The following is a 20,450-nucleotide window of genomic DNA, read 5'->3' on the forward strand; positions in this document are numbered from 1 at the left end:
AACCCGGGTCGTGCCGCTGTCACGCCGACTTGGTTATTGGCAACAACTGGAGCCGTCGCGAACGACCGTCAAGATCTGCCCAGGCGGAGGGCGAGGCCGAGCAGAAGACCCGCACCCACGACGAACACGAGGGTCCCCACACCGAGCAGGACGGTTTCGCCACGACTGCGAGCACCGCGGAGCCGGTGGTTGGCGGCAAGCGCACAAGCAGCGGCCCGATGGATGCCGCCCAGATCCAGTGCGGGTAGCGGACGAGGCCCCAGACCGCGAGAGCGGCGAAGAGCAGGCTGAGCAGCCACACTCCGAAGTAGGCCTTGCGCATGATCGCATCGGCGTCGAACAGCGGTGCTCCTCCTTGCCGGTCAGCCATCGAGCCAGTCCACCTCGGAGAAGTCTTCTTTTTTTGTCGGCCTCCGACAGATTCCCATACCATTCGGTCAGACCGGAGGTCGTCCTGTCGAGCAGGTCGGAATAGAGGTTCGAGCTCAAGATCCTCCGCGGTGTCACGTTGCCGGCCAGGAGTTCACGGGCGAGTTCGGCCGCCGCCGGGTTGCGGGTGTTCGCGGCCAGCTTCGTCAAGAGCGCACGACGAGCTCGATCCTTCACAGGGTCCAGCGAGAACACGGGCACTTTCTCGGTCATGGTCGGACTCCCGGTGGTCGTAGCCCACCGGCAGGGGGTGCCCCTCGAAACTGCCGCCGGAGCCGATGATGTCGAGCACGCTGCCATGAATGACACGCACCGTGTTCTGCACGTTCATCAGCAGGTTCGTCATCTGCGTCCAGCCGTCGACCACGTTCTTGCACTCCAAGGCGGCCAGACTCGAAAGGACCGCCTGAGCGACGACCGTTTCGACCAGTACTCCGCCGGCGGCGAGCTCGACGGCGCCCCAGAAGATGCTGTCGAAGATGTCCTGGATGACGTCGTTGATCGTTTCGGAGAATTCCCCGACGCCCTGCGCCGCCTCGCGGTACTTGTCACGCAACGCGGCAAGACCTGAGGCGTAGCCCTTGGTGGTCTCGCTCAGGCCATCGAAGTACTGATAAGCCTCATCGGCGGGCATTTCGGTCCAGGACGTGAGCAACGCGGTGATGTTCGCCTGCAGGTCTTGGGCCAGGTCGGCGCAGAAGAACGACAACGAGTTCAAGGCATCCGACGCCTTGGCGAACTGCTCCCAGTCTCCGGCCACCCAGTGAGAGAACTCTTCGACCGGATTGACGTTGATGGTGGCGTCCAGGAACTGCTGCGACCAGTAACCCGGCTGATCAGGTTACCCAGGTCGTTGACGATCTGAATCGGATTGGTGAACTCTTCGGCGCGCGGCGGCGTCAGCCGTTCCGCCGGAAAGGCGACCTGCCGGACGACCTGGGCGTTCGTGTCCGCGGGCAAGCCGGGCACCGAAGGCATTCGCGGTGGAGCGCCCGGATCGGGATACGTCCGATCCAGGCGATCGGCCGAGCCGCTGTCGACGTGGTCGTACATCTGCCAGGCGCGGTCGAGTTCGGCAGCGCTCGCCTCGCACACCGACTTCAGCTCGTCCAGCGCTTTGACGATTTCGTTCTTGACCTGCTCATGACTACCGACCAGTTCGGCTATCAGCCCGGGCTGTTCACCGATCCGCAGGTTCGCCTGCGCGAGCCTTCGGCAGCTTTGGCGTCGTCCTGGTGGTTCCTCACCAGGCCGCCGTAAAGCCCGACCTGAAAGGTGTCCACCGTGAAGCCCACCAGGTAACCCCTCTACGTAGTCGATCGAATTCGGACAGTATGCCACTCGATCAACGCGTGCGGCCAACAAAGCACGGGACGTGCGTCGCACCCGTCGGATTGATCACGACATTAGAAAGGCTGTGTGCGGTCGTGGGCTTGATCTGCTCCCTATCCTGAGCCGTCCGTCATCGGTTGAGCACGGCGAGACCGTCGGCCACCACGACGCCGTTGTGGAGGACTGTTCGGTCCTTGCCCCGGTCCATCACCGCGCTTGTCGGAGTTTCGCCGTCCACCAGCAGCAGGTCTGCTCGGTCTCCCACCGCCAGGCCTGGGCGGTCGTCGATGCCCGATAGGCGGGGGACGTCGTGGCTCATGATCGATGCTCCACCCATCGTCGCGACCGCCAAAGCCAGCTCGATGTGCGAGTCGCGGCGGAAGCCTCGGGTGAAGGCCAGTTGCCAGGTTCGGTCCAGTAGGTCGCAGTTGCCGTAGGGGCTCCAGTAATCCCGCTGGCCGTCCTCGCCCAGGCCGATGCGGACGCCCGAGGCGACCAGGTCCAGCAGGGGTAGCTGGCCGGCGGCGGAAGGGGCGACTGTGGTCATCGCTATGTCGAGTGAAGCGAAGTCGTCGATCACCCTGCGGCTTACCGACTCCGAGATCGAGCCCAGGTCGTATGCGTGGGACATCGTCACCTTGCCCCGCATGTCCAGCGCCCGGACTCGGTCGATCACCAAGTCCGTCGAGAACAGGCCCAGGTGGCCCGGCTCGTGCAGGTGGATGTCGATCTCGGCCTGGTGCTTCTCGGCCAGGGCGAAGACCGCGTCCAGGTGTCCTTTCGGGTCTCGGTCCAGCGTGCACGGGTCGATTCCGCCGATGACCGTTGCGCCGGAGCGCAATGCTGCGTCCAGGAGGTCCAGTGTGCCCGGCTCGCGGAGGATGCCTGCCTGGGCGAACGCCATTACCTGGACCTCGGCCTGGTCCGCGTACTTCTCGCGGGCGGCCAGGACCGCGTCCAGCTTCTCCAGGCGGCAGTCGACGTCTACCTGGGCGTAGCTGCGGACTCGGGTCGTACCCAACCCGATCATCCGCTCCAAGGTTCCGGCCACGCGCTCCGGCAGTGGCACCTCAGCCGAACGCCAGTTGAGACGGTCGTTCGTCATCATCGCGACCACTCCCGGGCCGCCCGTGTGGGGGCGGAACGGGAGGCCGATGCGCGTCGAATCCAGGTGGACGTGGACGTCGCTGAACGACGGGAACAGCAGGCGGCCTCGGCCCTCGAGCGAAGGAGACGCAGAAGGAGCGTGGGGGCGGATTGCCGTGATCCGGTCGCCGTCCAGTTCGACGTCGCTGCGCTCGCCGCCCCAGGGGCGGACGTCACTGATCAACATCGGAGACACGTTACTTGCCCAGCGCGTCCACGCCGGCCTGGGCGAACGTCTCGTCCTGGGCGCCCGACGGCGCTCCCGCGACGCCGACCGCGGCGATCGGGGTGGCGCCCGCGGTCACCGGGACCGCGCCGGCCAGGAACAGGGTGCCTTCGATGTCCTTCAACGTCGGGGTCTGCTGCAGGCGGCCCACCAGCTCGGACGTCTTCGCGTTCCACGAGACCGCCGTGAACGCCTTCTGCTGCGCCGAGCTGTAGGACTGCGGGCCCGCGCCGTCGCCGCGCAGGGTCAGGACCGTGTTGCCGTCGCGGTCCACCACCGCCACCGACACGTGCTGGCCGGCCTTGGTCGCGGCGTTCAGTGCGGCCTGGGCGGCCTTCTGCGCGGAAGCGATCGTCAGGTGTGACGTCTGGACGACGCCGGTGGCCGGAGCCGCCGTGGCCGACACCGCGCCGACCGTGGTGATGGCGAGCGCGGCGACAGCGGCGGCGATGCGGGTGCGGGTCGAGATCATGGTGCGCTCCTCGGGATCGTGGGGTTCGATGGCTCCAGCTTCAGCCCGCCAAGGGGTCGACGCGGTCGATGCGTCGGCGACGTTTCCCGCGTCGACCGGCCGACGTCCGGGTCAGCCGATCGGCTGATGCGCGGGCACCGAGCCCGGTTGACGCTGAGAGCGAAGGGGAGTGAACATGACGACAGCCGACTCGGACGCGCGGTGGCTCGCTGTGGTCATGCACTCGGCGTTCTTGCTGCTGGTGCTCGCCTCCGCGGTCCGGTTCCTGACCCGCCACGACGGCACCCCGCTGGCGCCCTGGGTGATCGCGCTGACCGCGGCCCTCGTCGTCGCGTACGGCGTCGGGCTGCTGAAGCCCGGCCTGGTCTGGCTGCTCGTCGTCCTGGTGTTCTGGATGGTGCTGGTGGTGCTCGCGCCCAGCTTCGCGTGGTCGGCGATCCCGCTGTTCGTCACCGGCCTGCGCACGCTGCCGACCGGCCCGGCCGTCGCCCTGGTCGCCGTGGTCACCGCGCTCGTGGTCGTCTCGCAGAACCGGCTGGCCGACGGCTTCGACCCGAACCTGACCATCGTGCCGATCGCCATCGCCCTGGTCACGACCGCGGTGATCACCTTCATGCGGCGGCAAACCGAGCGGCTGCGCGAGTCCGAACGAAACGCCGGGGTCCTGGCCGAGCGGCACCGGGTGTCCCGCGAGATCCATGACGCCCTCGCCCAGGGCCTGTCCAGCCAGGCGATGCTGCTGCAGGCCGCCGACCAGGCCTGGGCCCGGCCCGAGCTGGCGCGCGAGCACCTGCGTTCCGCCCTGCGCGTCGGCACCGGCAACCTGTCGGAAGCGCGCCGGCTCGTGCAGGACCTCGCGCCCGCCGATCTCGCCGACGCCACGCTCGAAGACGCGCTCCACGCCGTCGCCGATCGGCAGACGCAGGCCGGACTGCCCGCCGAGGTCCGCGTCGACGGCGACGAGCGGCCGCTGCCCGAGCGCGTTCAGTCCGCGTTGGTCCGCATCGCCCAGGGCGCCCTGGCCAACGCGCTCGAGCACGCCGACGCCGGCCGCGCCGTGGTCACCCTCACCTACCTCGACGACCAGGTCGTGCTCGACGTCGCCGACGACGGACGGGGTTTCGCCGTGACAGAAACAGAACCCGGCGAACGCGGCCACGGCCTGCCGGCCATGCGGGCCCGCGCGCAGCAACTCGGTGGCCGGCTGACCGTCGAATCCGCCCCTGGCCAGGGCACTGTCATCTCGGCCGCGATCCCGTTGGAGACTGCCCCATGAGTATTCGCGTGCTGGTGTGCGACGACCACGCCGTCGTGCGGGCCGGGCTGCGCGCCCTGCTGGCGGGCGCGGACGGCATCGAGGTCGTCGCGGAGACGGCGAGCGGGGAGGAAGCCGTCGCGACCGCGGCCACCGTGCGCCCGGACGTCGTCCTGATGGATCTGCAGCTGGGCGCCGGCATCGACGGGATCGAGGCGACGCGGCGGATCCTCGCCGACCCCGGCGCGCCCCGGATCCTGGTCCTGACGACCTACGACACCGACGCGGACATCACCCGCGCCATCGCCGCGGGCGCCACCGGGTACCTGCTGAAGGCCGGGTCCGCCAACGAGCTGTACGCGGCGATCGAGGCGGCCGCGGCCGGCCGAACCGCGGTTTCCCCGCCGGTCGCGGACCGGATGATGGCGCAGCTGCGCACCCCGCGGCCGTCGCTCACCGATCGCGAGCGGGACATCCTCCGCCAGCTCGCGCAGGGGCTGGGCAACCGCGAGATCGCCCGCGCGCTGTTCATCAGCGAGGCCACGGTCAAGACCCACCTGAGCCGGATCTACGGCAAGCTCGCCGTCGACACCCGGGCCGGCGCCGTCGCGGTGGCGAAGGAACAACGGCTGCTGGACTGACCGCTCACGGCTCGTCGTCCCACCTCGCGCCGTACGCGAGGCCCGGCGTCAGTCCCCGGAACCGCAGGTGGACCTCCCCCGCCGAATCGACCGCGTGGCGGCCGCCGCTGTAGGCCGGGTCTGAGACGTCTCGCTGGAATGCGCCCTCCAGGGTGCGGACCTCGCGTGGGTGCTCCAGTCCGAAGCGGACGCGCAGGTCGAACGAGTCGCACAGGTGCCGGGGCACGCACACCATGTACGGCCTCAGCGCCGCCGCCGACGGCAGGCGGAACAGGGCCGCGACCTCCCACAACTCGCCCCGGGCCAGCGGGCGGGGCAGCTCCAGGCCGTAGCCCCAGCGGTCGCTCGCCTCCATCCCGCGGTCCACCAGCGTGCCGCCGTACAACACCGTCACCGTCAGGTCCTGACGGCCGGCGGGCAACGACACCGCCAGGTCCAGCGAACGCAAGCCGTCCTGGTCGGCGACGATCCGGCGTTGCTCCAGGATCTCCGGCTGCGGCTGGTCGAGGACCATCGCCACCGTCAGCGACGTCGAGTGCCAGCGGTCGGCCGGGGACGCGGCCGGCGCGGCCGCAGCTCCGGTGGCCAGCTCGGCCAGCAGCTCGATGGCCTCGTCCACGCGACGGCGGACCGTCCGCGGGTCGCGGTCGACGCGCATCGCCGCCCACTTCACCCGGTCCTGGTACAGCGGCTGGCGGGCCTCCGCGCAGATCGCGAAGGCCGCCAACGCCGCCAGCCGCAGGTCCTCCGGCAGGTGCTCGGCCAGTTCGGACAGGCGGCCGGCCACCTTCTGGCGGACCGTCGCCAGGCCGTCCTCTTCGGTCACTTCGCAGGCCGACCGCAGCACCGGGCCCACCCGCTCCTCCAGCCTGCCCAGCAAGCCGCGCCCCTTGCGCAGGGTCTTGAGCTCCTGGACCAGTTCTGCGCGCCCTCTCACAGCCGGTCTCCTTCAGTGCGTTTCCATGACGTCTCCTTTCTGGACAGGATGCGACCGGCCGGTGGACGGGAAGTCGACAGAACGTGCATCACCGAGGCGATCAACGCCGTGCCCACGCGGACGCCGTCGCGGCCGAAGTACGTGCGGAACGTGCCGATCCGGCCGAGCGCGTCCTCGTCCGCGTCGCCGACGCCGAACGCCACCACCCGGGGACGGCGCGCCCACGCCGGGTCGGTCAGCGAAGCGAACGCCGCCGGCCAGGTCACCGGGTCCGTCGGCTGGCCGTCGGACAGGAAGAACACCACCGGGCGGTGCACCTGCAGCCGGTGCTTCTCCAGCCCGCCGACGTCCCCGTCGATGGCCTCGCGCAGGAACGTGAACGCCGGCCCGAAGTTGGTGCCGGCGCCCGCCCGCGGCGCGGGCAGCTCGGCGAGGTCGTCCATCGGGAGCAGCGGCTGCACCACGTGCGGGGTCTCCCCGAACCCGATCACGCTGCAGAGGATCCGGCCGGTGACCGACGCGTCGGCGTCCACGGCGCCGCGGAACTCCCGCAGTCCGGTGTTCAGCTCGTCGAGGTGATCCGCCATCGAAAGCGACACATCGCAAGCGACGTAGCACGGCAACACGTCGGACCCCATACCGGTTTCTCCCTCACGCCCCTGGTTCACCGGCGCAGCCTGGCAAGGCCGTGTGTATCGAACGTGCAGGAAATGCGGATTTTCGAAACCCTTTCGGCCGATTGCGCGATGTCATTTGCGGACAGCAAGCTGGCGCCGGGGAGGCCGCGTGGAGTTTCGGATGCTCGGCCCGCTCGAGGCGTGGCACGACGGCGCCCCGGTGCAGCTGGGTGACCAGCAGCAACGGTTCGTCCTCGTCGTGCTGCTCCTGAACGCGAACAAGCCGGTGACGCCCGCGCGCCTCGCGGAGATCGTCTGGGCCGGCCGGGAAGCCAAGCCCACCATGGTGCGCGGCTACATCAAGCGGCTGCGTGACGTCGTGCAGGACACCGACGTGACCATCGAGACGACCCCGACCGGCTACCTGCTGCGGATCGGTGACGCGCAGCTCGACACCGTCCGGTTCGACCGGCTGCGGACCGAAGCCGCCGAGGTCCGGACGCGTGATCCGCGCCGGGCCGTCGAGCTGCTGCGCGAGGCCGCCGGCCTGTGGCGCGGGGCGTTCCTCGAGGACATCGACATCGACCGCGTCGGCGGCCCGGAGGTGGTCTTCCCGGAGGAGAGCCTGCCCGACACCGTCGGCGACCTGGCCGAGCTGGAGCTGGAAACCGGGGACCACCGCTCGGCGCGCGACCGGCTGCGGCCACTCGTCCGCTCCGACCCGGCCGGCCAGATGCACGCCGAGCTGCTCATGCGCGCCCTGATCGCCGGCGGCGACCGGGTCGGCGCGCTGCGCGTCTTCAACGGCACTCGCGCCGCCCTCGCCGAGCTGCGCATGGAACCGGGTCCGGTGCTGCGCAACCTCGCCGCGCGCGCGGAGCACGGCGAACCGCCCAGCTCACTGCCGTCGCGGCCCGGCGGGTTCACCGGCCGCGCCGCGGAACTCGCCACGATCGAGACGGCGGCCACGACCGGGCGGCGCGCGGTCTGGGTGAGCGGCGCGCCCGGCGTCGGCAAGACCGGGCTGGCCGTCGAGGCGGCCCACCGGCTGCGCGACCGGTTCCCCGACGGGCAGCTCCTCGCGCGGCTGAACGGGTTCACCCCCGGCGTCGACCCGACGAGCGTCGGCGACGCGCTCACCGAACTGCTCGTCGAGCTGGGTGTCCCGCCTGAGCAGATCCCGGCCACCGTCGGCCGGAAGGCCACGCTCTACCAGACGACGCTCTGGGGCACGCGCACGCTGATCGTGCTGGACAACGCCGCGTCGCCGGAGCAGATCCGGCCGCTGCTGCCCGAGGCGGACGGCTGCCTGGTCGTCGTCACCAGCCGCCGGATGGGCGACGCCGACACCGGCGACTCCGTCCGGCTTTCGCCGTTGGCGCCCGAAGAAGCCGTCGACCTGTTCCACGCGCTGACCGAGCCGCCGCGGGTGCGCGGCCGGGCGGCGGCGGTGGCCGAGGTCGTCAAGCGGTGCGGGTTCCTGCCGATGCCGGTCCGGGTGGCGGCCGCGTTGTTCCGGCGGCACGAGCGGTGGCCGCTGGAGCACCTGCTCCACCTGCTCGAAGAGAGCGGGCCGTGGGGTGAGGAAGACGGCATCGCCGCCGTCCGGGTGTCCTTCCAGCAGCTCGGCGAGCCGCAGCGGGCGATGTTCACGCTGCTGGGCAGCCTGCCCGGACCGGAGGTCGACGTCACCGGCGGCGCGGCGCTGGCCGGTTGCGACGTCGGCGAAGCGCGGTCACTGCTCGACGACCTGCACGAGGTCAGCCTGCTGGAGGAGGCCGCGCCGGAGCGGTACCTGATGCTCGACCCGCTCAAGGAGTTCGCCGGCGCCGAACCGGCGCCCCGGCAGGCTCTCGTGCGGCTGCTCGACTTCTACCTGGTGACGCTGGCGGCCGCGGTCGGCGCCGCGTACCCGTTCGACAAGGCCCAGCTGCCCGCGACCGACCGGTCTTCCGCGGTGACGCCGGCTTTCGCCGACACCGGCGCGGGGCTGCGGTGGATCGTCGCCGAGCGCGACAACCTCGTGGCCGCGATCCGGTACGCCGCCAAGCACGACCTGCCCGAGCACACGTGGCGGCTGGCCGTGTTGCTGTGGCGCTACTTCAACACGACCAACCAGTTCGAGGACTGGATCGGCACGCTCGAGCTGGCCTGGGAGACCGTCGCCGCCGACCCGGGCAACGACTACGGCCAGGCGCACGTGCTGCTCCGGCTGGCGACCGCGCACGACCGGCGCGGGCAGCTGTCCGAAGCGCTCGAACTCGCGGCCCGGGCGTTGCCGAAGTGGCGCCGCCTCGGCGACCCGCGCGGCGAAGCGGCGACGTTGTGCGCGCTCGCGATCCCGACGATGGAGCTGGGCAAGCACGACCAGGCGATCGCCCACCTCGAAGCGGCGCGTGAGAAGTACGAACAGACCGAGGACCGGCGGGGCGAGGCCCACGCGTTGAGCATGCTCGGTTACCTCAACGAGCTGCACGGCAACTTCGCCGTCGCCATGGAGCAGAACGCGGCGGCCGCGCGGATGCTGCGCGAAATCGGCCACATCCAGGGCGTCGCGCACACGCTGAACAACCTCGGGGCCGCGCAGGAGAAGCTCGGCCTGCTCACCGAGGCGCTGGCCAGCTACACCGAGGCGCACGGACACGCCGCCGAGGTCGGCGACCACGTCGTCGAGGCGTACGCGCTGAACAACATCGGCAACGTGCACCGCCAGCAGGGCCGGTTCCCCCAAGCCGTGCGCTACCACGACAAGGCGCGCGAGGTGGCGGCGAACGCGCCCGACGCGGACCTGCAGACCCAGCTCTACCTGGACCGCGGCGCGACCGCCCTCGCCCAGGGCGCCCACCGCGACGCGCTGACCGCCGGCAAGGCGGCGCTGGACTTGGCCGACGGCCACGGGAACCGTACGTACGAGGCCCGCGCCCACCACGACATCGCGAAGACGCTGCACGCGATGGGCGACCACGAAAACGCCGTCACGCATTGGAAAGCAGCCGAGCACGGGTTCGCCGAACTCGACCTGCCGGACGTCGAGCGGGTGCGCGAGGAACGCGCGAAACTGGAGTGCGTCTGCCGCCGGCCGTGATATTCGACGGCGCTGTTTCGCCGCCCCTCACCGGACCGGTCACGAACCGATCGTGACCGGCCCGGCGCACCTCAACCGTGCCAGGGGTTGCCGTCGGTGCCCGCGGGCGGCGGGGTGGTGGTGCTGGTGGGCGGCGGGGGCGGGGTCCCGCCGTCGTCGCCGTCCGCGAACGCCGAGGTGGAACCGATCAGCGGGGACGCCGCGATGATGCAGAACGCGAGCACCGGGCCGCCGATTTTGGCCAGCTTCTTGGGCAAAGACATGACGAATCCTCCTTGGGAAAGGTGTTTGATCGGGGCTTTCTGCGGTATTTCCGCGCCCTGCGATCAGGATTCGTCACGCACGAATTCCCAACAAGGAGTTGCCTGTTGACTAACGAAGCAGGAAACAGGAAACAGGCGAAGTCATCAGGCGCGACGGCCCGCGACAATCGACGCGCCGGTAACCAGCAGGACACTCACCGCGACGAGTACGACGGCCGTCGTGGTGACGTTCAGCAGGGAGCCGAGGATCGCCACGCCCAGGACCGCGCCCGTTTGGCGGGCGGCGTTCAACGCTCCGCCCGCTATACCCGCCAGCTCTCGCGGCGCAGAGCCGACCACGGCGGTCAGCAGTGACGGGATGGCCAGCGAGACCCCGAAACCCAGCAGTACCAACGCCGCCACCGAAAGAGCAGGTGCGAGCGCCTGGAGCAGCGTGCCGGCCGACATCAGGAGGAAACCCGACACCGCCGGGATCCGGGGGCCGATCCGGGCCACCAGGCGGCCGGTGAAGATCGGGTTGAACGCCGTCGGAATCGTCAGTGGGAGGAACGCCAAGCCTGTCGACGACGGTGAATAGCCCCGAGTTTTCTGGAAATACAGCGACAGCACGAACAGAACACCTGAAAATGCGAAATTCACCATCGCGCCCGCCAGCAGGTTCCGGGAAATGAGGCGGGACGGGAGCATCGCGTCCGGGCGGCGTTGGGATATCACGAACACCGCCGTGGCCGATGCGGACGGCAACAGTACCCACCAATTCCGCTCGACCAAGGCGTACGTCAGGGTCGACAACGCGATGACCGCGGACACCTGGCCGGTCAGGTCGGTGTGGCGGGGTTTGGGTGGGGTTGCCGGGGCCTTGCGGGACAGGGCCAGGGCGATCAGCGCCACCGGGACGTTCACCACGAAGATCGCCCGCCAGCCGAACGTCTCCGTCAGCAGGCCGCCCAGCAGGGGGCCCGCCACCAGGCCGGTTCCGCTCACCGCCGCCCACACGCCCATGGCCTTCGCGCGGGACGCCGGTTCCGGGTAAGCGACCGCGATCAGGGACAGCGACGACGGCACCAGTAGGGCGGCGGCGATGCCCAGGAGGGCGCGCAACGCGATCAACATCGGGACGGAAACCGACAAGGCCGAGAACAGAGAGAGCAGCGCGAACGACAGCAAGCCCGTGAAGAAGATCCGGCGGGCGCCGTAGCGGTCGGACCACGCTCCCGCCGTCAGGAGGAACGCGGCGAACGTCAGCGTGTAGCCGTTCGAGATCCACTGCTGGCCGGACAGCGATGGGGCTAGGGCCGGGAGCGCGACCGTGACGATCGTGGTGTCCAGCATGACCAGGAAGTAGCCCAGCGAGAGGCCGGTGAGGAGTCTTGGCACGACTTCGAGCCTGGACGCTCCGTGACGTCGGCGAAAGCAGGGAGTTACGATGGCCGGTATCGGGAACTCCGATGGGGGACACCATGGAACTGCGCCACCTGCGTACTTTCCGCGTCGTCGCGCGGACGCTCAACTTCACCCGGGCCGCCGGTGAGCTGCACTACGCGCAGTCCAGCGTCACCGAGCAAGTGCAGGCCCTCGAAGGCGAACTCGGGACGCCGTTGTTCGAGCGCGGCCGGCGGCTGGCGCTCACCGCGGCCGGGGAGCGGCTGGTGGGGTACGCCGATCGGGTGCTCGCGCTCGTCGAGGAGGCCAAGGCCGCCGTCGACGACGAACGTGGTGAACCTGAAGGCGAGCTGACGATCGGGGCGCTCGAAACCCTCTGCGCGCACCGGGTTCCGGGGATGTTCAAGGAGTACCGGCGGCGGTGGCCGCGGGTGCGGGTCTCGGTTCGGGAAGGCGGCCGCGGCGAGCTGTACGCGGCCGTCCGGGAGTCCGAAATGGACGTTTGCTTCACCTTCGGGGACGCGCCCGCCGACCCCGCCTTCGCCAGTGAGGTGCTCGGTACGGAACCGCTCGTCGTGATCGTGCCCGACGGTCATCCCCTGGCGGCCAAGGCGGAGATCCGGCCCGGCGATCTCCACGGCGTCGGGTTCCTTGCCACGCAACGAGGTTGTGGCTTCCGGGAGATGCTGGACCGGATCGACGGGCCCGTCATCGAGGCCGAGGTCGGGAGCCTGGCCGCGTTGTGCCGGTGCGTCGCGCAGGGGCTGGGGTGCGGGATCGTGCCCGGGATCGTCGAGCACGCCGGCGCGACGGCGATTCCGCTGGCCGGCGCGGAAACCAGCGTCACCATGACCTGGCGGCGGCGGGACGAGCGCAAGCCGAGCATCGCCGCGCTGCTCGCCGTCGCGCGGAACCCGTTGTCCGATGAGGACAGGTTCCGGCCGCCGGCTCCGGAGTGAACGCCGCTCGCCGACAACGCTGTCAGTGACGATGCTCGGTTACTGCGCGACGCGGCCGGTTGAGGGCTTCTCAAACGCCCATCGAGGTGGAAAGGTGCTCACCGGACCGAGGACGTGACCAAAGGTCCGCTTCTGACAACGTTGTCATTTCCTGGGAGGTGCGCCCATGTGGTCGCAGAGCAGACGGTTGGCCGCCGCGGTGGCCGCGGGGGTGGTGGTCGTCGGCCTGGCCCCCGCCGTGGCGCAAGCCGCGCCGGCGGCCGCCGATCCGGTGTCGCTGGTGAACCCGTTCGTCGGCACGCAGAACTTCGGCAACACCTTCCCCGGCGCGAGCGCGCCGTTCGGCATGGTGCAGGTCAGCCCGGACACCGGCGGGCAGGGTGGCTACGACTACCTGCAGAACGCGATCTACGGCTTCAGCCAGACGCACCTGTCCGGCGTCGGTTGCGGCGTGATGGGCGAGCTGCCGATCATGCCGACCACGGGCGCCGTCGACAACGTTGACAAGGACGCCTACAAGTCCACCTACAGCCACGACGACGAGCACGCCGAGCCCGGCTACTACCGCGTCGGCCTGCAGAAGTACGGCGTGAACGCGGAGCTGACGGCGACCGCGCGCACCGGCTGGCAGCGCTACACCTTCCCGTCGACCGGCCAGGCGAACGTCCTGTTCAACACCGGCCAGGCCAACCAGTCCGTCAAGGACTCCGAGATCCACGTCGTCGGCGACCGGACCCTCGAGGGCCGCGTGCGTGCCGGCGGGTTCTGCGCCGGGCACGACGAGCACACCGTCTACTTCACCGCCACCTTCGACCGGCCGTTCAGCTCCTACGGCACCTGGCGCGGCTCGACGCGCACGCCCGCGAGCCGCGACGCCGCGGGCACGGGCGGCAACGGCGCCTGGGCGAGCTTCGACGCCACCACCGACCACGACGTCGTCCTCAAGGTCGGGCTGTCCTACACCGGGCTCGACGGCGCGCGGAAGAACCTCACGGCCGAGACGAACGACAGCTACGACTTCGACGCCACCCGCGCCGCGCTGCACCAGCAGTGGGCCGACCGGCTCGGCGCGATCAAGATCGGCGGCGGCACGACCGAGCGGCAGACGGCGTTCTACACCGCGCTCTACCACTCGCAGCTGCACCCGAACCTCGCCGGCGACACCGACGGCACGTACACCGGCTTCGACGCCAAGGTGCACGCAGCGAGTGGGTACACGCCTTACCAGAACTTCTCGCTGTGGGACACCTACCGGCCCCAGAACCAGCTGCTCGAAATGCTCGAACCGCAGGTCGCGCGGGACGTCGCGCTGTCGGTCGTCGCCATCGGCCGGGACGGCGGCTGGCTACCGCGCTGGGCGCTGGCCGAGAGCGAAACGAACATCATGACCGGCGACCCGGTGACGCCGTTCCTCGTCGAGGCGTGGTCGAAGGGCCTGCTCGCCGGGCACGAAGAAGAGGCGTACGCGCTGCTCAAGAAGAACGCGACGAGCACGCCGCCCGCCGACTCGCCGTACAACGGACGTTCCGGCGTCGACTACTACAACGACCGCGGCTACATCCCGAGCGGGCTGACGCTCGGCACGGACTGCGCGGCCAAGGGCGGCGACAACGACTGCGAGCACCCGGCGTCCGCCACCATGGAGTACTCGGCGGCCGACGCGGCACTCTCGTTGATGGCGAAGGGACTGAACCACCAGGCCGACGCGCGGATGTTCGCCGACCGCGGCCAGTGGTACAAGAACCTCTGGGACTCCTCGACGCAAGCGTTCCGCCCGCGCACCACCGAGGGCACGTTCCTCACGCCGTACAACCCGGTCGACGCCGACCACCAGTTCCACGAGGGCGGCGCCTACCAGTACCAGTGGCTCGTGCCGCAGGACCCGGCCGGGCTCGTCTCGCTGATGGGCGGCAAGCCCGCGACGGAGAAGCGGCTCGACTCGTTCTTCGTCTACAACAAGCTGCTCACCGACCCGGCGGGGACCGCGCGCAACGACTGGATCGCCAGCCCATACGACTACTACGGCAAGCCGACGTACAACCCGAACAACGAGCCCGACCTGCTCGCGCCGTACATGTACAACTGGGTCGGCGCGCCGGCGAAGACCGCGACCGTCGTCCGCGCGGCGATGACGCTGTTCACCACCGGCCCGGACGGCATGACCGGCAACGACGACCTCGGCACCATGTCCGCGTGGTACGTCTTCTCGTCGCTCGGGCTGTACCCGACGATGAGCGGCGCGAACTTCCTCGCCGTGTCGAGCCCGCAGTTCGAGTCGGCGACCGTCCGGATCGGTCAGTACGGGCGGTCGCAGGGCGGCACGCTCACGGTGAACGCGCCGGGTGCGAGCGACACCAACCGGTACGTCCAGAGCGTGTCGCTCAACGGCCGCGACGTCCGGCAGACGTCGCTGGACTGGCCGGCCCTGGCCCACGGCGGCACGCTGAACCACAAGCTCGGCTCGAAGCCGTCTTCGTGGGGGACTTCGGCCGGCGCTCAGCCGCCGTCGGTGAACAACGCCGTCGGTGACCTGCGGCGGCACGTCGACGCGTCGCTGCGGCAGACGTCCGTGGTGATCCCGGCCGGCGCGGCGCAGCAGGTGCACTTCGACCTGGACGTCGTCGCGCAGAACCCGCTGCTGCAGCCGGTGACCGTGACGGCGACCGCGCCGGCCGGGTGGAAGACGAAGGTCCAGCCGATCCAGGTGATCTGGTCCGGGCGGCTCCCGACGTCGAAGACGGTGCCGATCACGGTGACGGTGCCCGCGGGCACCGCCGCCGGGACGTACCCGGTGCAGGTCAAGGCGGCCGGGCTGGGCGCGAACACGGTTTCCCGCTCGGTGTCGATCGAGGTCCGGACGCCGTCGGCGTGCGCTTCCGCCGGGACGCAGTGCGCGGTCGACCTCGGCCGCGACTACAACCACGACGGCACGGCGACGGTCGCGGCGTCGTCCGAGGGCAACTTCGACGGCGGCGGCTGGAGCTACGACGCCGCGCTGCTGCCGGCGGCCGGGCCGGTGACCTGGGACGGCGTCACGTACGCGGCACCGGACGCGTCGGGGACCGCGGCGAACTTCGTCGAGGCGCGGGGCCAGTCGCTGCTGCTCCCGGCCGGTGCGCACGCGGCGTTGCGGCTGGTCGGGTCGTCGCACAACGGCCCGGTGACCACCACGCTGACCGCGCACTACACGGACGGCACGAGCGCCGACCTAGCCGCGACGTTCGGCGACTGGGCGGGATCGGGCAGCCCGGTGGTGCTGGACATGCCGCACCGGATCAAGGCAGGCAGCGGCGTCGACGGGCCGGCGGTGCGGCTGTTCGGCATCTCGGCGGCGCTGGACGGCGGGAAGACCCTGCAGTCGGTGAGCCTGCCGAACGACCCGCGGGTGGAGATCTACGCGCTCACCCTGGCGTGAGCGCTCGTTGAAAGCCGTGAAGGCCTCCTTACCGGCTCTTATGGCCGGTAAGGAGGCCTTCACGGCTTTTCGGTCGGGGCGGCGAACTTCGCGGGGAGGTCAGGACGGCCGGACCTCCGGCTGCGGCGCCCGGTCGTGCTTCCGGAACTCCACCCACCGGCGGCTCACCTCGGCCCACAGATCCTGCTGCTCGGCGTAGAAGCCATCGAGCCGGTCTCTCCGGAGGTCCGCGGCCGGTGTGGTGACCAGGTAGTAGTCCATGTCGTCGCGCAGCCGGTTCATCCGGTACTGCGTCTCCTCCATGAGCAGCCAGCGCGAACGCCAGGTGAAGAAGGTCTCCAGCCCGGCAAGCAGCGTGACCGCCGCGACCAGCGGCAGGGCGATCGACGCCCGCGCTGGGATCTCCGGGATACCGAGCACGATCGTGGACAACCCGGTGAGCGCCAGTGTGGCGACCCGCACCTGCGACGCGGGCCTCTTGAACCGCTTCTTGCGCGAATCGATCCACTCGATGTCCGCGGACACGAGATCGCGGAAACCGAGCAAGGCATCGCGGAGCGGTAGGTCGGGCTGCCGCCCGACCAGTTCCAGATAACCCCGCTCAGACGTGAGTTCGGTCGGCGACGAGGTCCGGCGTCTGGGCCACATCGCGTCAGGTTCTCGGACCTCGCGCCTTCACCACAAGGGTCAGGCGACGATGCGTGGCTCCGACGCCAACCTCGACAGCACCTGCGTCAGCCGTCTTGCCGCGACGTCCCATTCCTCCAGTGCGCTTCCCCGGCCCAGCGCCGCCGTGCGCAGGGATCGGCGTAGCTCCGGGTCCGCGTACCAGCGGTGCAGGGCGTCCGCCAGGGCGAACGGGTCGTTCGGGGGGACCAGCAGGCCCGGCATCTCGCCGTCCGCGTCGACGCCCAGGGCGTCGTACACCCCGCCCACCTCGGTCGCCAGCACCGGGATGCCGCGGGCCAGGGCCTGCGCCACGAACATGCCCGACGCGCCGCCGCGCGACGGGATCACCAGCAGGTCCGCCGCGTTGTAGGCCGCGCCCAGGTCCACCGCGTCGCCGGACAGCGTGATCCGGCCGCCGAGGCCGAGGCGCTCGATCGACCAGCCCAGCTCGTCGACGTAACCCCGGGACACCTCGAGCGAGCCGACGCAGACGCACGACAGCGCGAGGTGGTCGACCTCGCCCAGGGCCTCGACCAGCACGTCCTGTCCGTTGCGGCGGGTGACGTCGCCGACGCACAGCAGGCGGGACACGCCGTCCGCGCCGGCGGCCAGCGGGGCCGCGTCCGTGCCCGGCTTCGCCACGTAGACGCGGCTCGGGTCCAGGTCGTGGCGGTCGATCAGCAGCCGGGCCAGCCACGGGCTGGTCGCGACGACCATGCCCGCCATCCGCAGCGTCTCGCGCTCGCACGCGTCCAGCTCCGCGCGGCGCGCCGGGTCGAGGCCGGGCTCGTCGGCGAGGGCCTGGTGGACCAGCACGGCCAGCCGCAGCCGTCTGGCGTGCGGGACGACGATCTCGGGGACGCCGGCCGCGATCATGCCGTCGAGCAGCACCACCGTGCGGTCGGGCAGCGCCATGAGCGACCGCGCGAGCCGTCGGCGAGCCGTCGCGTCCGGCTCCGGCCAGTCGCCGACGATCGGCAGCTCCAGCACCGGCTGCCCGACGGCGGGCAGGTTCTGGCACATGCGCTTGTCGTAGCTGTCGCTGCCCGGCGGCGCGGCCGGGAGGATGAAGACCATCGGGTCGGCGGGCCTCATCGCGGACGCCGGGGCAGGGCGGTGGAAACGGACACGGCTACCTCCAGGCGCGGTCGACGACGATGACGGCTCATCTGTCACACGTGGCCGGCACCGGGTCGGTTCAGCCCTGTCCGTCGATCATCCAGACGCCGTTCTCCTGGACCATGGTGAAGGTGTCGTTCTCGGCCTGGCCGCCGTCGTAGACGACGTGCGCGGTGACCCGGTTGGGTCCGACCTCCCTCACGCCGCTGGCGTTCACCGACTTGAACCGGCTCCAGAAGCGCGTGTACGTGTCATACGTCTGGCTGCGCGACGCCTTGAAGTGGGCGGTCAGGAGCTTCCACGCCTCCGCCGGGTTGCCCGGGAGCAACTGGTAGTAGGAGTTGAGCGCGTCGGCGGCGTTCTTCGCGGACGCCACCGTCGAAATCGTCGGTGACGTCGGCGGCGCCGAGGTCGACGGCGCCGAGGTGGGCGGGGGTGTCGGGGACGGCGAGGCCGAGGTGGGGGCCGAAGCCGAGGTGGACGGCGCCGGCGAGGCCGGTGGGGCGGCGTTGTCCTGCGGCGGCTTCTGGCGCACGACCAGCAGGATCGCCACGACGACCGCGACGCACAGCAGCGCCGCGCCCGCGCCGACGGCGATCATGCCCTTGCGCGCGCCCGGCGACACCGCGGCGACCTCGCCCGGCGGGGGCGGGATGACGGCCGAGGCCGGCATGGCGGCCGGCGCCTCCGGGATCGTCGCCGCGAGCACGGCCTCCCCCGGCTCGTCGTCCGTCAGCAGCGCCCGCAGCTCCCGCTCGACCTCGTCCATCGACGGCCGCTCGGCGGGTTCGGGGGCGAGCATCCGCAGCAGCAGCGGGGTCAGCCGCTCGGCCTTGACCGGCGGCTCGATCTCCCCGCTCGACGCCTTGTAGAGCAAGGCGATCGGGTTGTCCGAAGTGCCGTACGGCGTCGAGCCCTCGACGGCGGCGTACAGCGTGGCGCCGAGGGAGAAGACGTCGGCGGCGAAGCTCGCGTCCTCGCCGCGGGCGATCTCGGGCGCGAGGTACGCGGGCGTTCCGGCGATCTCGCCGGTGGCGGTGAGCTTGACGTCACCGATCGCGCGGGAGATGCCGAAGTCGGTGATCTTCGCCGTGCCGTCGTCGGAGACCAGGATGTTGGCCGGCTTGACGTCGCGGTGGACGATCCCGACGCGGTGCGCGCCCGCCAGCGCGGAGCTGATCTGGGCGCCGACGCGGATGGCGTCGTCGACCGGAACCGGTTCCTCCTGGATCAGGACGGCGAAGCTCTTCGACGGCAGGTACTCCATCACCAGCCACGGCCGGTCCTCTTCCTCGAGGACGGCGAACACCGTGATCGCGTGGGAATGCTGCAACCGGGCCGCGATCCGCGCCTCGCGCATCGCGCGGTTCTTCGCTTCTTCGGTGCGGTCCTCGTCGTGGTCGTGCGGCAGCAGGAGTTCCTTGATCGCCACCGTGCGGTCGAGCCGCTCGTCCTGCGCGCGCCACACCGTGCCCATCGCGCCGCCGCCGATCGGCTCGATCAGCCGGTACCGATCGCGGATCCGGCGACTTTCCACGAGCATCCACCATTCTCCGAAGCGGCCCACGAGATCCGGCCAGCATGCCAGGCTCATCCGCCGACCGGTACCAACGTAACCGAAAACCTTGCGCGGACAGTGCAATCACGCACGTGGCGCTGCCCACCGTGTACCCGGAATCTTAACGAACAACCCCATGGGCACGATCAAGCGCGTCCACGATCTCCTTGCGCAGCCCGGCACCGACGGCGATCGTGGCCGTGGAATCGACCGAATGCTCGCTGCCGTCGCGGTCGACGACGGCGCCGCCGGCCTCACGCACCAGCAGCACGCCGGCCATCGTGTCCCACGGTTTGTTGGCCAGAATCAGTGCTGCGTCGAGCTTTCCGTCCGCCACCCACGCCAGGTCGATCGCCGCGCTGCCGTACATCCTGATCTTCTGCGCCCGCGCGCCGAGGTCCGAAAGGAGCAACAGCCGGGCGCGGTTCTTCTCGTCCGCGAGTTCACCGATCGCGAAGTCACCCACGGCGATCATCGCGTCCGACATCTCGGTCGCGGCGGACGCGCGGACGCGCTCCCCGTTCGCGAACGCACCTTCGCCTTCCGCGGCCGTGTAGGTGACGCCCAGATAGGGCAGCGTGATCGCCGCGACCGTGCTCTGCGTGCCGTCCACCAGCGCCAGGGAAATCCCGCACAGTGGAATCCCGCGGGCGAAGTTCGCGGTCCCGTCGATCGGGTCGAGCGCCCACCAGCGATCACCACCGTCACCGCTGCGCCCGCGCTCCTCGCCGAGGACGCCGATCTCCGGCGTCTCGGCGGCGAGGAACTCGCGCAGCGCGTCCTCGACCGCGGTGTCGACGTCGGTCACCAGGTCGCGATCACCTTTCGCGGAAACGGAAAAGGTCGGGCGCGACCGGATGATCGCGGTCGCTTTCGCCACGGCTTCGCGCGCGACGTCCAGCAGTGCGGCATGCTCGCTCATGCCACCAACATAGAGAAGGGGT

At 70.5% G+C, this 20,450-nt stretch carries 18 protein-coding genes; 5 read left to right on the top strand and 13 right to left on the bottom strand.

Annotated elements, in window-relative coordinates; genetic code table 11:
* Positions 1 to 19 precede the first annotated feature (19 nt).
* The 5 genes from OG439_RS32805 to OG439_RS32825 all read right to left on the bottom strand — a co-directional run bounded on the left by OG439_RS32805 (position 20) and on the right by OG439_RS32825 (position 3,605).
* Complete coding sequence (locus OG439_RS32805; RefSeq protein WP_326944566.1) at positions 20 to 370, bottom strand: hypothetical protein; 351 nt, start codon at positions 368 to 370, stop codon at positions 20 to 22.
* Positions 371 to 523: 153 nt separating this feature from the next.
* On the bottom strand, positions 524 to 1,189 hold the full coding sequence (locus tag OG439_RS32810; RefSeq protein WP_326944567.1) for a hypothetical protein: 666 nt from the start codon (positions 1,187 to 1,189) through the stop codon (positions 524 to 526).
* Entirely contained in the window at positions 1,144 to 1,791 is a 648-nt protein-coding gene (locus OG439_RS32815) for a hypothetical protein (protein WP_326944568.1), read from the bottom strand. Before OG439_RS32815 ends, OG439_RS32810 begins: the two co-directional genes overlap by 46 nt.
* Positions 1,792 to 1,891: 100 nt before the next feature.
* Complete coding sequence (locus OG439_RS32820; protein WP_326944569.1) at positions 1,892 to 3,094, bottom strand: amidohydrolase family protein; 1,203 nt, start codon at positions 3,092 to 3,094, stop codon at positions 1,892 to 1,894.
* Between the two features lie 10 nt (positions 3,095 to 3,104).
* Positions 3,105 to 3,605, bottom strand: a complete 501-nt coding sequence (locus tag OG439_RS32825; protein ID WP_326944570.1) for a GlcG/HbpS family heme-binding protein — start codon at positions 3,603 to 3,605, stop codon at positions 3,105 to 3,107.
* Between the two features lie 175 nt (positions 3,606 to 3,780).
* Here OG439_RS32825 and OG439_RS32830 point away from each other — a divergent pair, with 175 nt between their 5' ends.
* Positions 3,781 to 4,881, top strand: coding sequence for a sensor histidine kinase (locus tag OG439_RS32830; protein ID WP_326944571.1), 1,101 nt, complete (start codon positions 3,781 to 3,783; stop codon positions 4,879 to 4,881).
* On the top strand, positions 4,878 to 5,501 hold the full coding sequence (locus tag OG439_RS32835; protein WP_326944572.1) for a response regulator transcription factor: 624 nt from the start codon (positions 4,878 to 4,880) through the stop codon (positions 5,499 to 5,501). Before OG439_RS32830 ends, OG439_RS32835 begins: the two co-directional genes overlap by 4 nt.
* Positions 5,502 to 5,505: 4 nt before the next feature.
* Here the strand turns inward: OG439_RS32835 and OG439_RS32840 are convergent, their stop codons facing one another.
* Complete coding sequence (locus OG439_RS32840; protein ID WP_326944573.1) at positions 5,506 to 6,438, bottom strand: hypothetical protein; 933 nt, start codon at positions 6,436 to 6,438, stop codon at positions 5,506 to 5,508.
* On the bottom strand, positions 6,435 to 7,076 hold the full coding sequence (locus tag OG439_RS32845; protein ID WP_326944574.1) for a vWA domain-containing protein: 642 nt from the start codon (positions 7,074 to 7,076) through the stop codon (positions 6,435 to 6,437). Before OG439_RS32845 ends, OG439_RS32840 begins: the two co-directional genes overlap by 4 nt.
* Positions 7,077 to 7,224: 148 nt before the next feature.
* On the opposite strand from OG439_RS32845, the gene OG439_RS32850 reads away from it, so the two are divergent.
* Positions 7,225 to 10,140: an AfsR/SARP family transcriptional regulator gene (locus OG439_RS32850; protein WP_326944575.1), complete on the top strand. Its 2,916-nt coding sequence runs from the start codon at positions 7,225 to 7,227 to the stop codon at positions 10,138 to 10,140.
* A gap of 71 nt (positions 10,141 to 10,211) precedes the next feature.
* On the opposite strand, the gene OG439_RS32855 is transcribed toward OG439_RS32850, so the two are convergent.
* Together OG439_RS32855 and OG439_RS32860 are read right to left on the bottom strand one after the other, a co-directional pair.
* Entirely contained in the window at positions 10,212 to 10,403 is a 192-nt protein-coding gene (locus OG439_RS32855) for a hypothetical protein (protein ID WP_326944576.1), read from the bottom strand.
* Positions 10,404 to 10,547: 144 nt separating this feature from the next.
* Positions 10,548 to 11,780 carry an MFS transporter gene (locus OG439_RS32860; protein ID WP_326944577.1) on the bottom strand — a complete coding sequence of 411 codons (1,233 nt, stop codon included), beginning with the start codon at positions 11,778 to 11,780 and terminating at the stop codon, positions 10,548 to 10,550.
* A gap of 71 nt (positions 11,781 to 11,851) precedes the next feature.
* Between OG439_RS32860 and OG439_RS32865 the strand changes: the two genes are divergently transcribed.
* Both OG439_RS32865 and OG439_RS32870 read left to right on the top strand, forming a co-directional pair.
* Positions 11,852 to 12,745, top strand: coding sequence for a LysR family transcriptional regulator (locus OG439_RS32865; RefSeq protein ID WP_326944578.1), 894 nt, complete (start codon positions 11,852 to 11,854; stop codon positions 12,743 to 12,745).
* A 166-nt stretch (positions 12,746 to 12,911) separates the two neighbouring features.
* On the top strand, positions 12,912 to 16,160 hold the full coding sequence (locus OG439_RS32870; protein ID WP_326944579.1) for a GH92 family glycosyl hydrolase: 3,249 nt from the start codon (positions 12,912 to 12,914) through the stop codon (positions 16,158 to 16,160).
* 99 nt (positions 16,161 to 16,259) lie between these two features.
* On the opposite strand, the gene OG439_RS32875 is transcribed toward OG439_RS32870, so the two are convergent.
* The 4 genes from OG439_RS32875 to OG439_RS32890 all read right to left on the bottom strand — a co-directional run bounded on the left by OG439_RS32875 (position 16,260) and on the right by OG439_RS32890 (position 20,428).
* Complete coding sequence (locus tag OG439_RS32875) at positions 16,260 to 16,685, bottom strand: SLATT domain-containing protein (protein ID WP_326944580.1); 426 nt, start codon at positions 16,683 to 16,685, stop codon at positions 16,260 to 16,262.
* Between the two features lie 162 nt (positions 16,686 to 16,847).
* Positions 16,848 to 17,906: a glycosyltransferase gene (locus tag OG439_RS32880; protein ID WP_326951673.1), complete on the bottom strand. Its 1,059-nt coding sequence runs from the start codon at positions 17,904 to 17,906 to the stop codon at positions 16,848 to 16,850.
* A gap of 121 nt (positions 17,907 to 18,027) precedes the next feature.
* Entirely contained in the window at positions 18,028 to 19,491 is a 1,464-nt protein-coding gene (locus tag OG439_RS32885) for a serine/threonine-protein kinase (RefSeq protein ID WP_326944581.1), read from the bottom strand.
* A 136-nt stretch (positions 19,492 to 19,627) separates the two neighbouring features.
* Positions 19,628 to 20,428, bottom strand: coding sequence for an inositol monophosphatase family protein (locus OG439_RS32890; protein ID WP_326944582.1), 801 nt, complete (start codon positions 20,426 to 20,428; stop codon positions 19,628 to 19,630).
* Between the last annotated feature and the right edge of the window lie 22 nt (positions 20,429 to 20,450).

The organism is Amycolatopsis sp. NBC_01307, assembly GCF_035975215.1.
Taxonomy (GTDB): Bacteria; Actinomycetota; Actinomycetes; order Mycobacteriales; family Pseudonocardiaceae; genus Amycolatopsis.

Bases quoted from the DNA above. Each gene is read 5' to 3' on its own strand.
- OG439_RS32855 (WP_326944576.1), bottom strand. From the start codon at position 10,403: ATGTCTTTGCCCAAGAAGCTGGCCAAAATCGGCGGCCCGGTGCTCGCG.
- OG439_RS32830 (WP_326944571.1), top strand. From the start codon at position 3,781: ATGACGACAGCCGACTCGGACGCGCGGTGGCTCGCTGTGGTCATGCAC.
- OG439_RS32865 (WP_326944578.1), top strand. From the start codon at position 11,852: ATGGGGGACACCATGGAACTGCGCCACCTGCGTACTTTCCGCGTCGTC.
- OG439_RS32870 (WP_326944579.1), top strand. From the start codon at position 12,912: ATGTGGTCGCAGAGCAGACGGTTGGCCGCCGCGGTGGCCGCGGGGGTG.
- OG439_RS32890 (WP_326944582.1), bottom strand. From the start codon at position 20,428: ATGAGCGAGCATGCCGCACTGCTGGACGTCGCGCGCGAAGCCGTGGCG.
- OG439_RS32880 (WP_326951673.1), bottom strand. From the start codon at position 17,906: ATGGTCTTCATCCTCCCGGCCGCGCCGCCGGGCAGCGACAGCTACGAC.
- OG439_RS32820 (WP_326944569.1), bottom strand. From the start codon at position 3,094: ATGTTGATCAGTGACGTCCGCCCCTGGGGCGGCGAGCGCAGCGACGTC.
- OG439_RS32835 (WP_326944572.1), top strand. From the start codon at position 4,878: ATGAGTATTCGCGTGCTGGTGTGCGACGACCACGCCGTCGTGCGGGCC.
- OG439_RS32845 (WP_326944574.1), bottom strand. From the start codon at position 7,076: ATGGGGTCCGACGTGTTGCCGTGCTACGTCGCTTGCGATGTGTCGCTT.
- OG439_RS32825 (WP_326944570.1), bottom strand. From the start codon at position 3,605: ATGATCTCGACCCGCACCCGCATCGCCGCCGCTGTCGCCGCGCTCGCC.
- OG439_RS32805 (WP_326944566.1), bottom strand. From the start codon at position 370: ATGGCTGACCGGCAAGGAGGAGCACCGCTGTTCGACGCCGATGCGATC.
- OG439_RS32885 (WP_326944581.1), bottom strand. From the start codon at position 19,491: ATGCTCGTGGAAAGTCGCCGGATCCGCGATCGGTACCGGCTGATCGAG.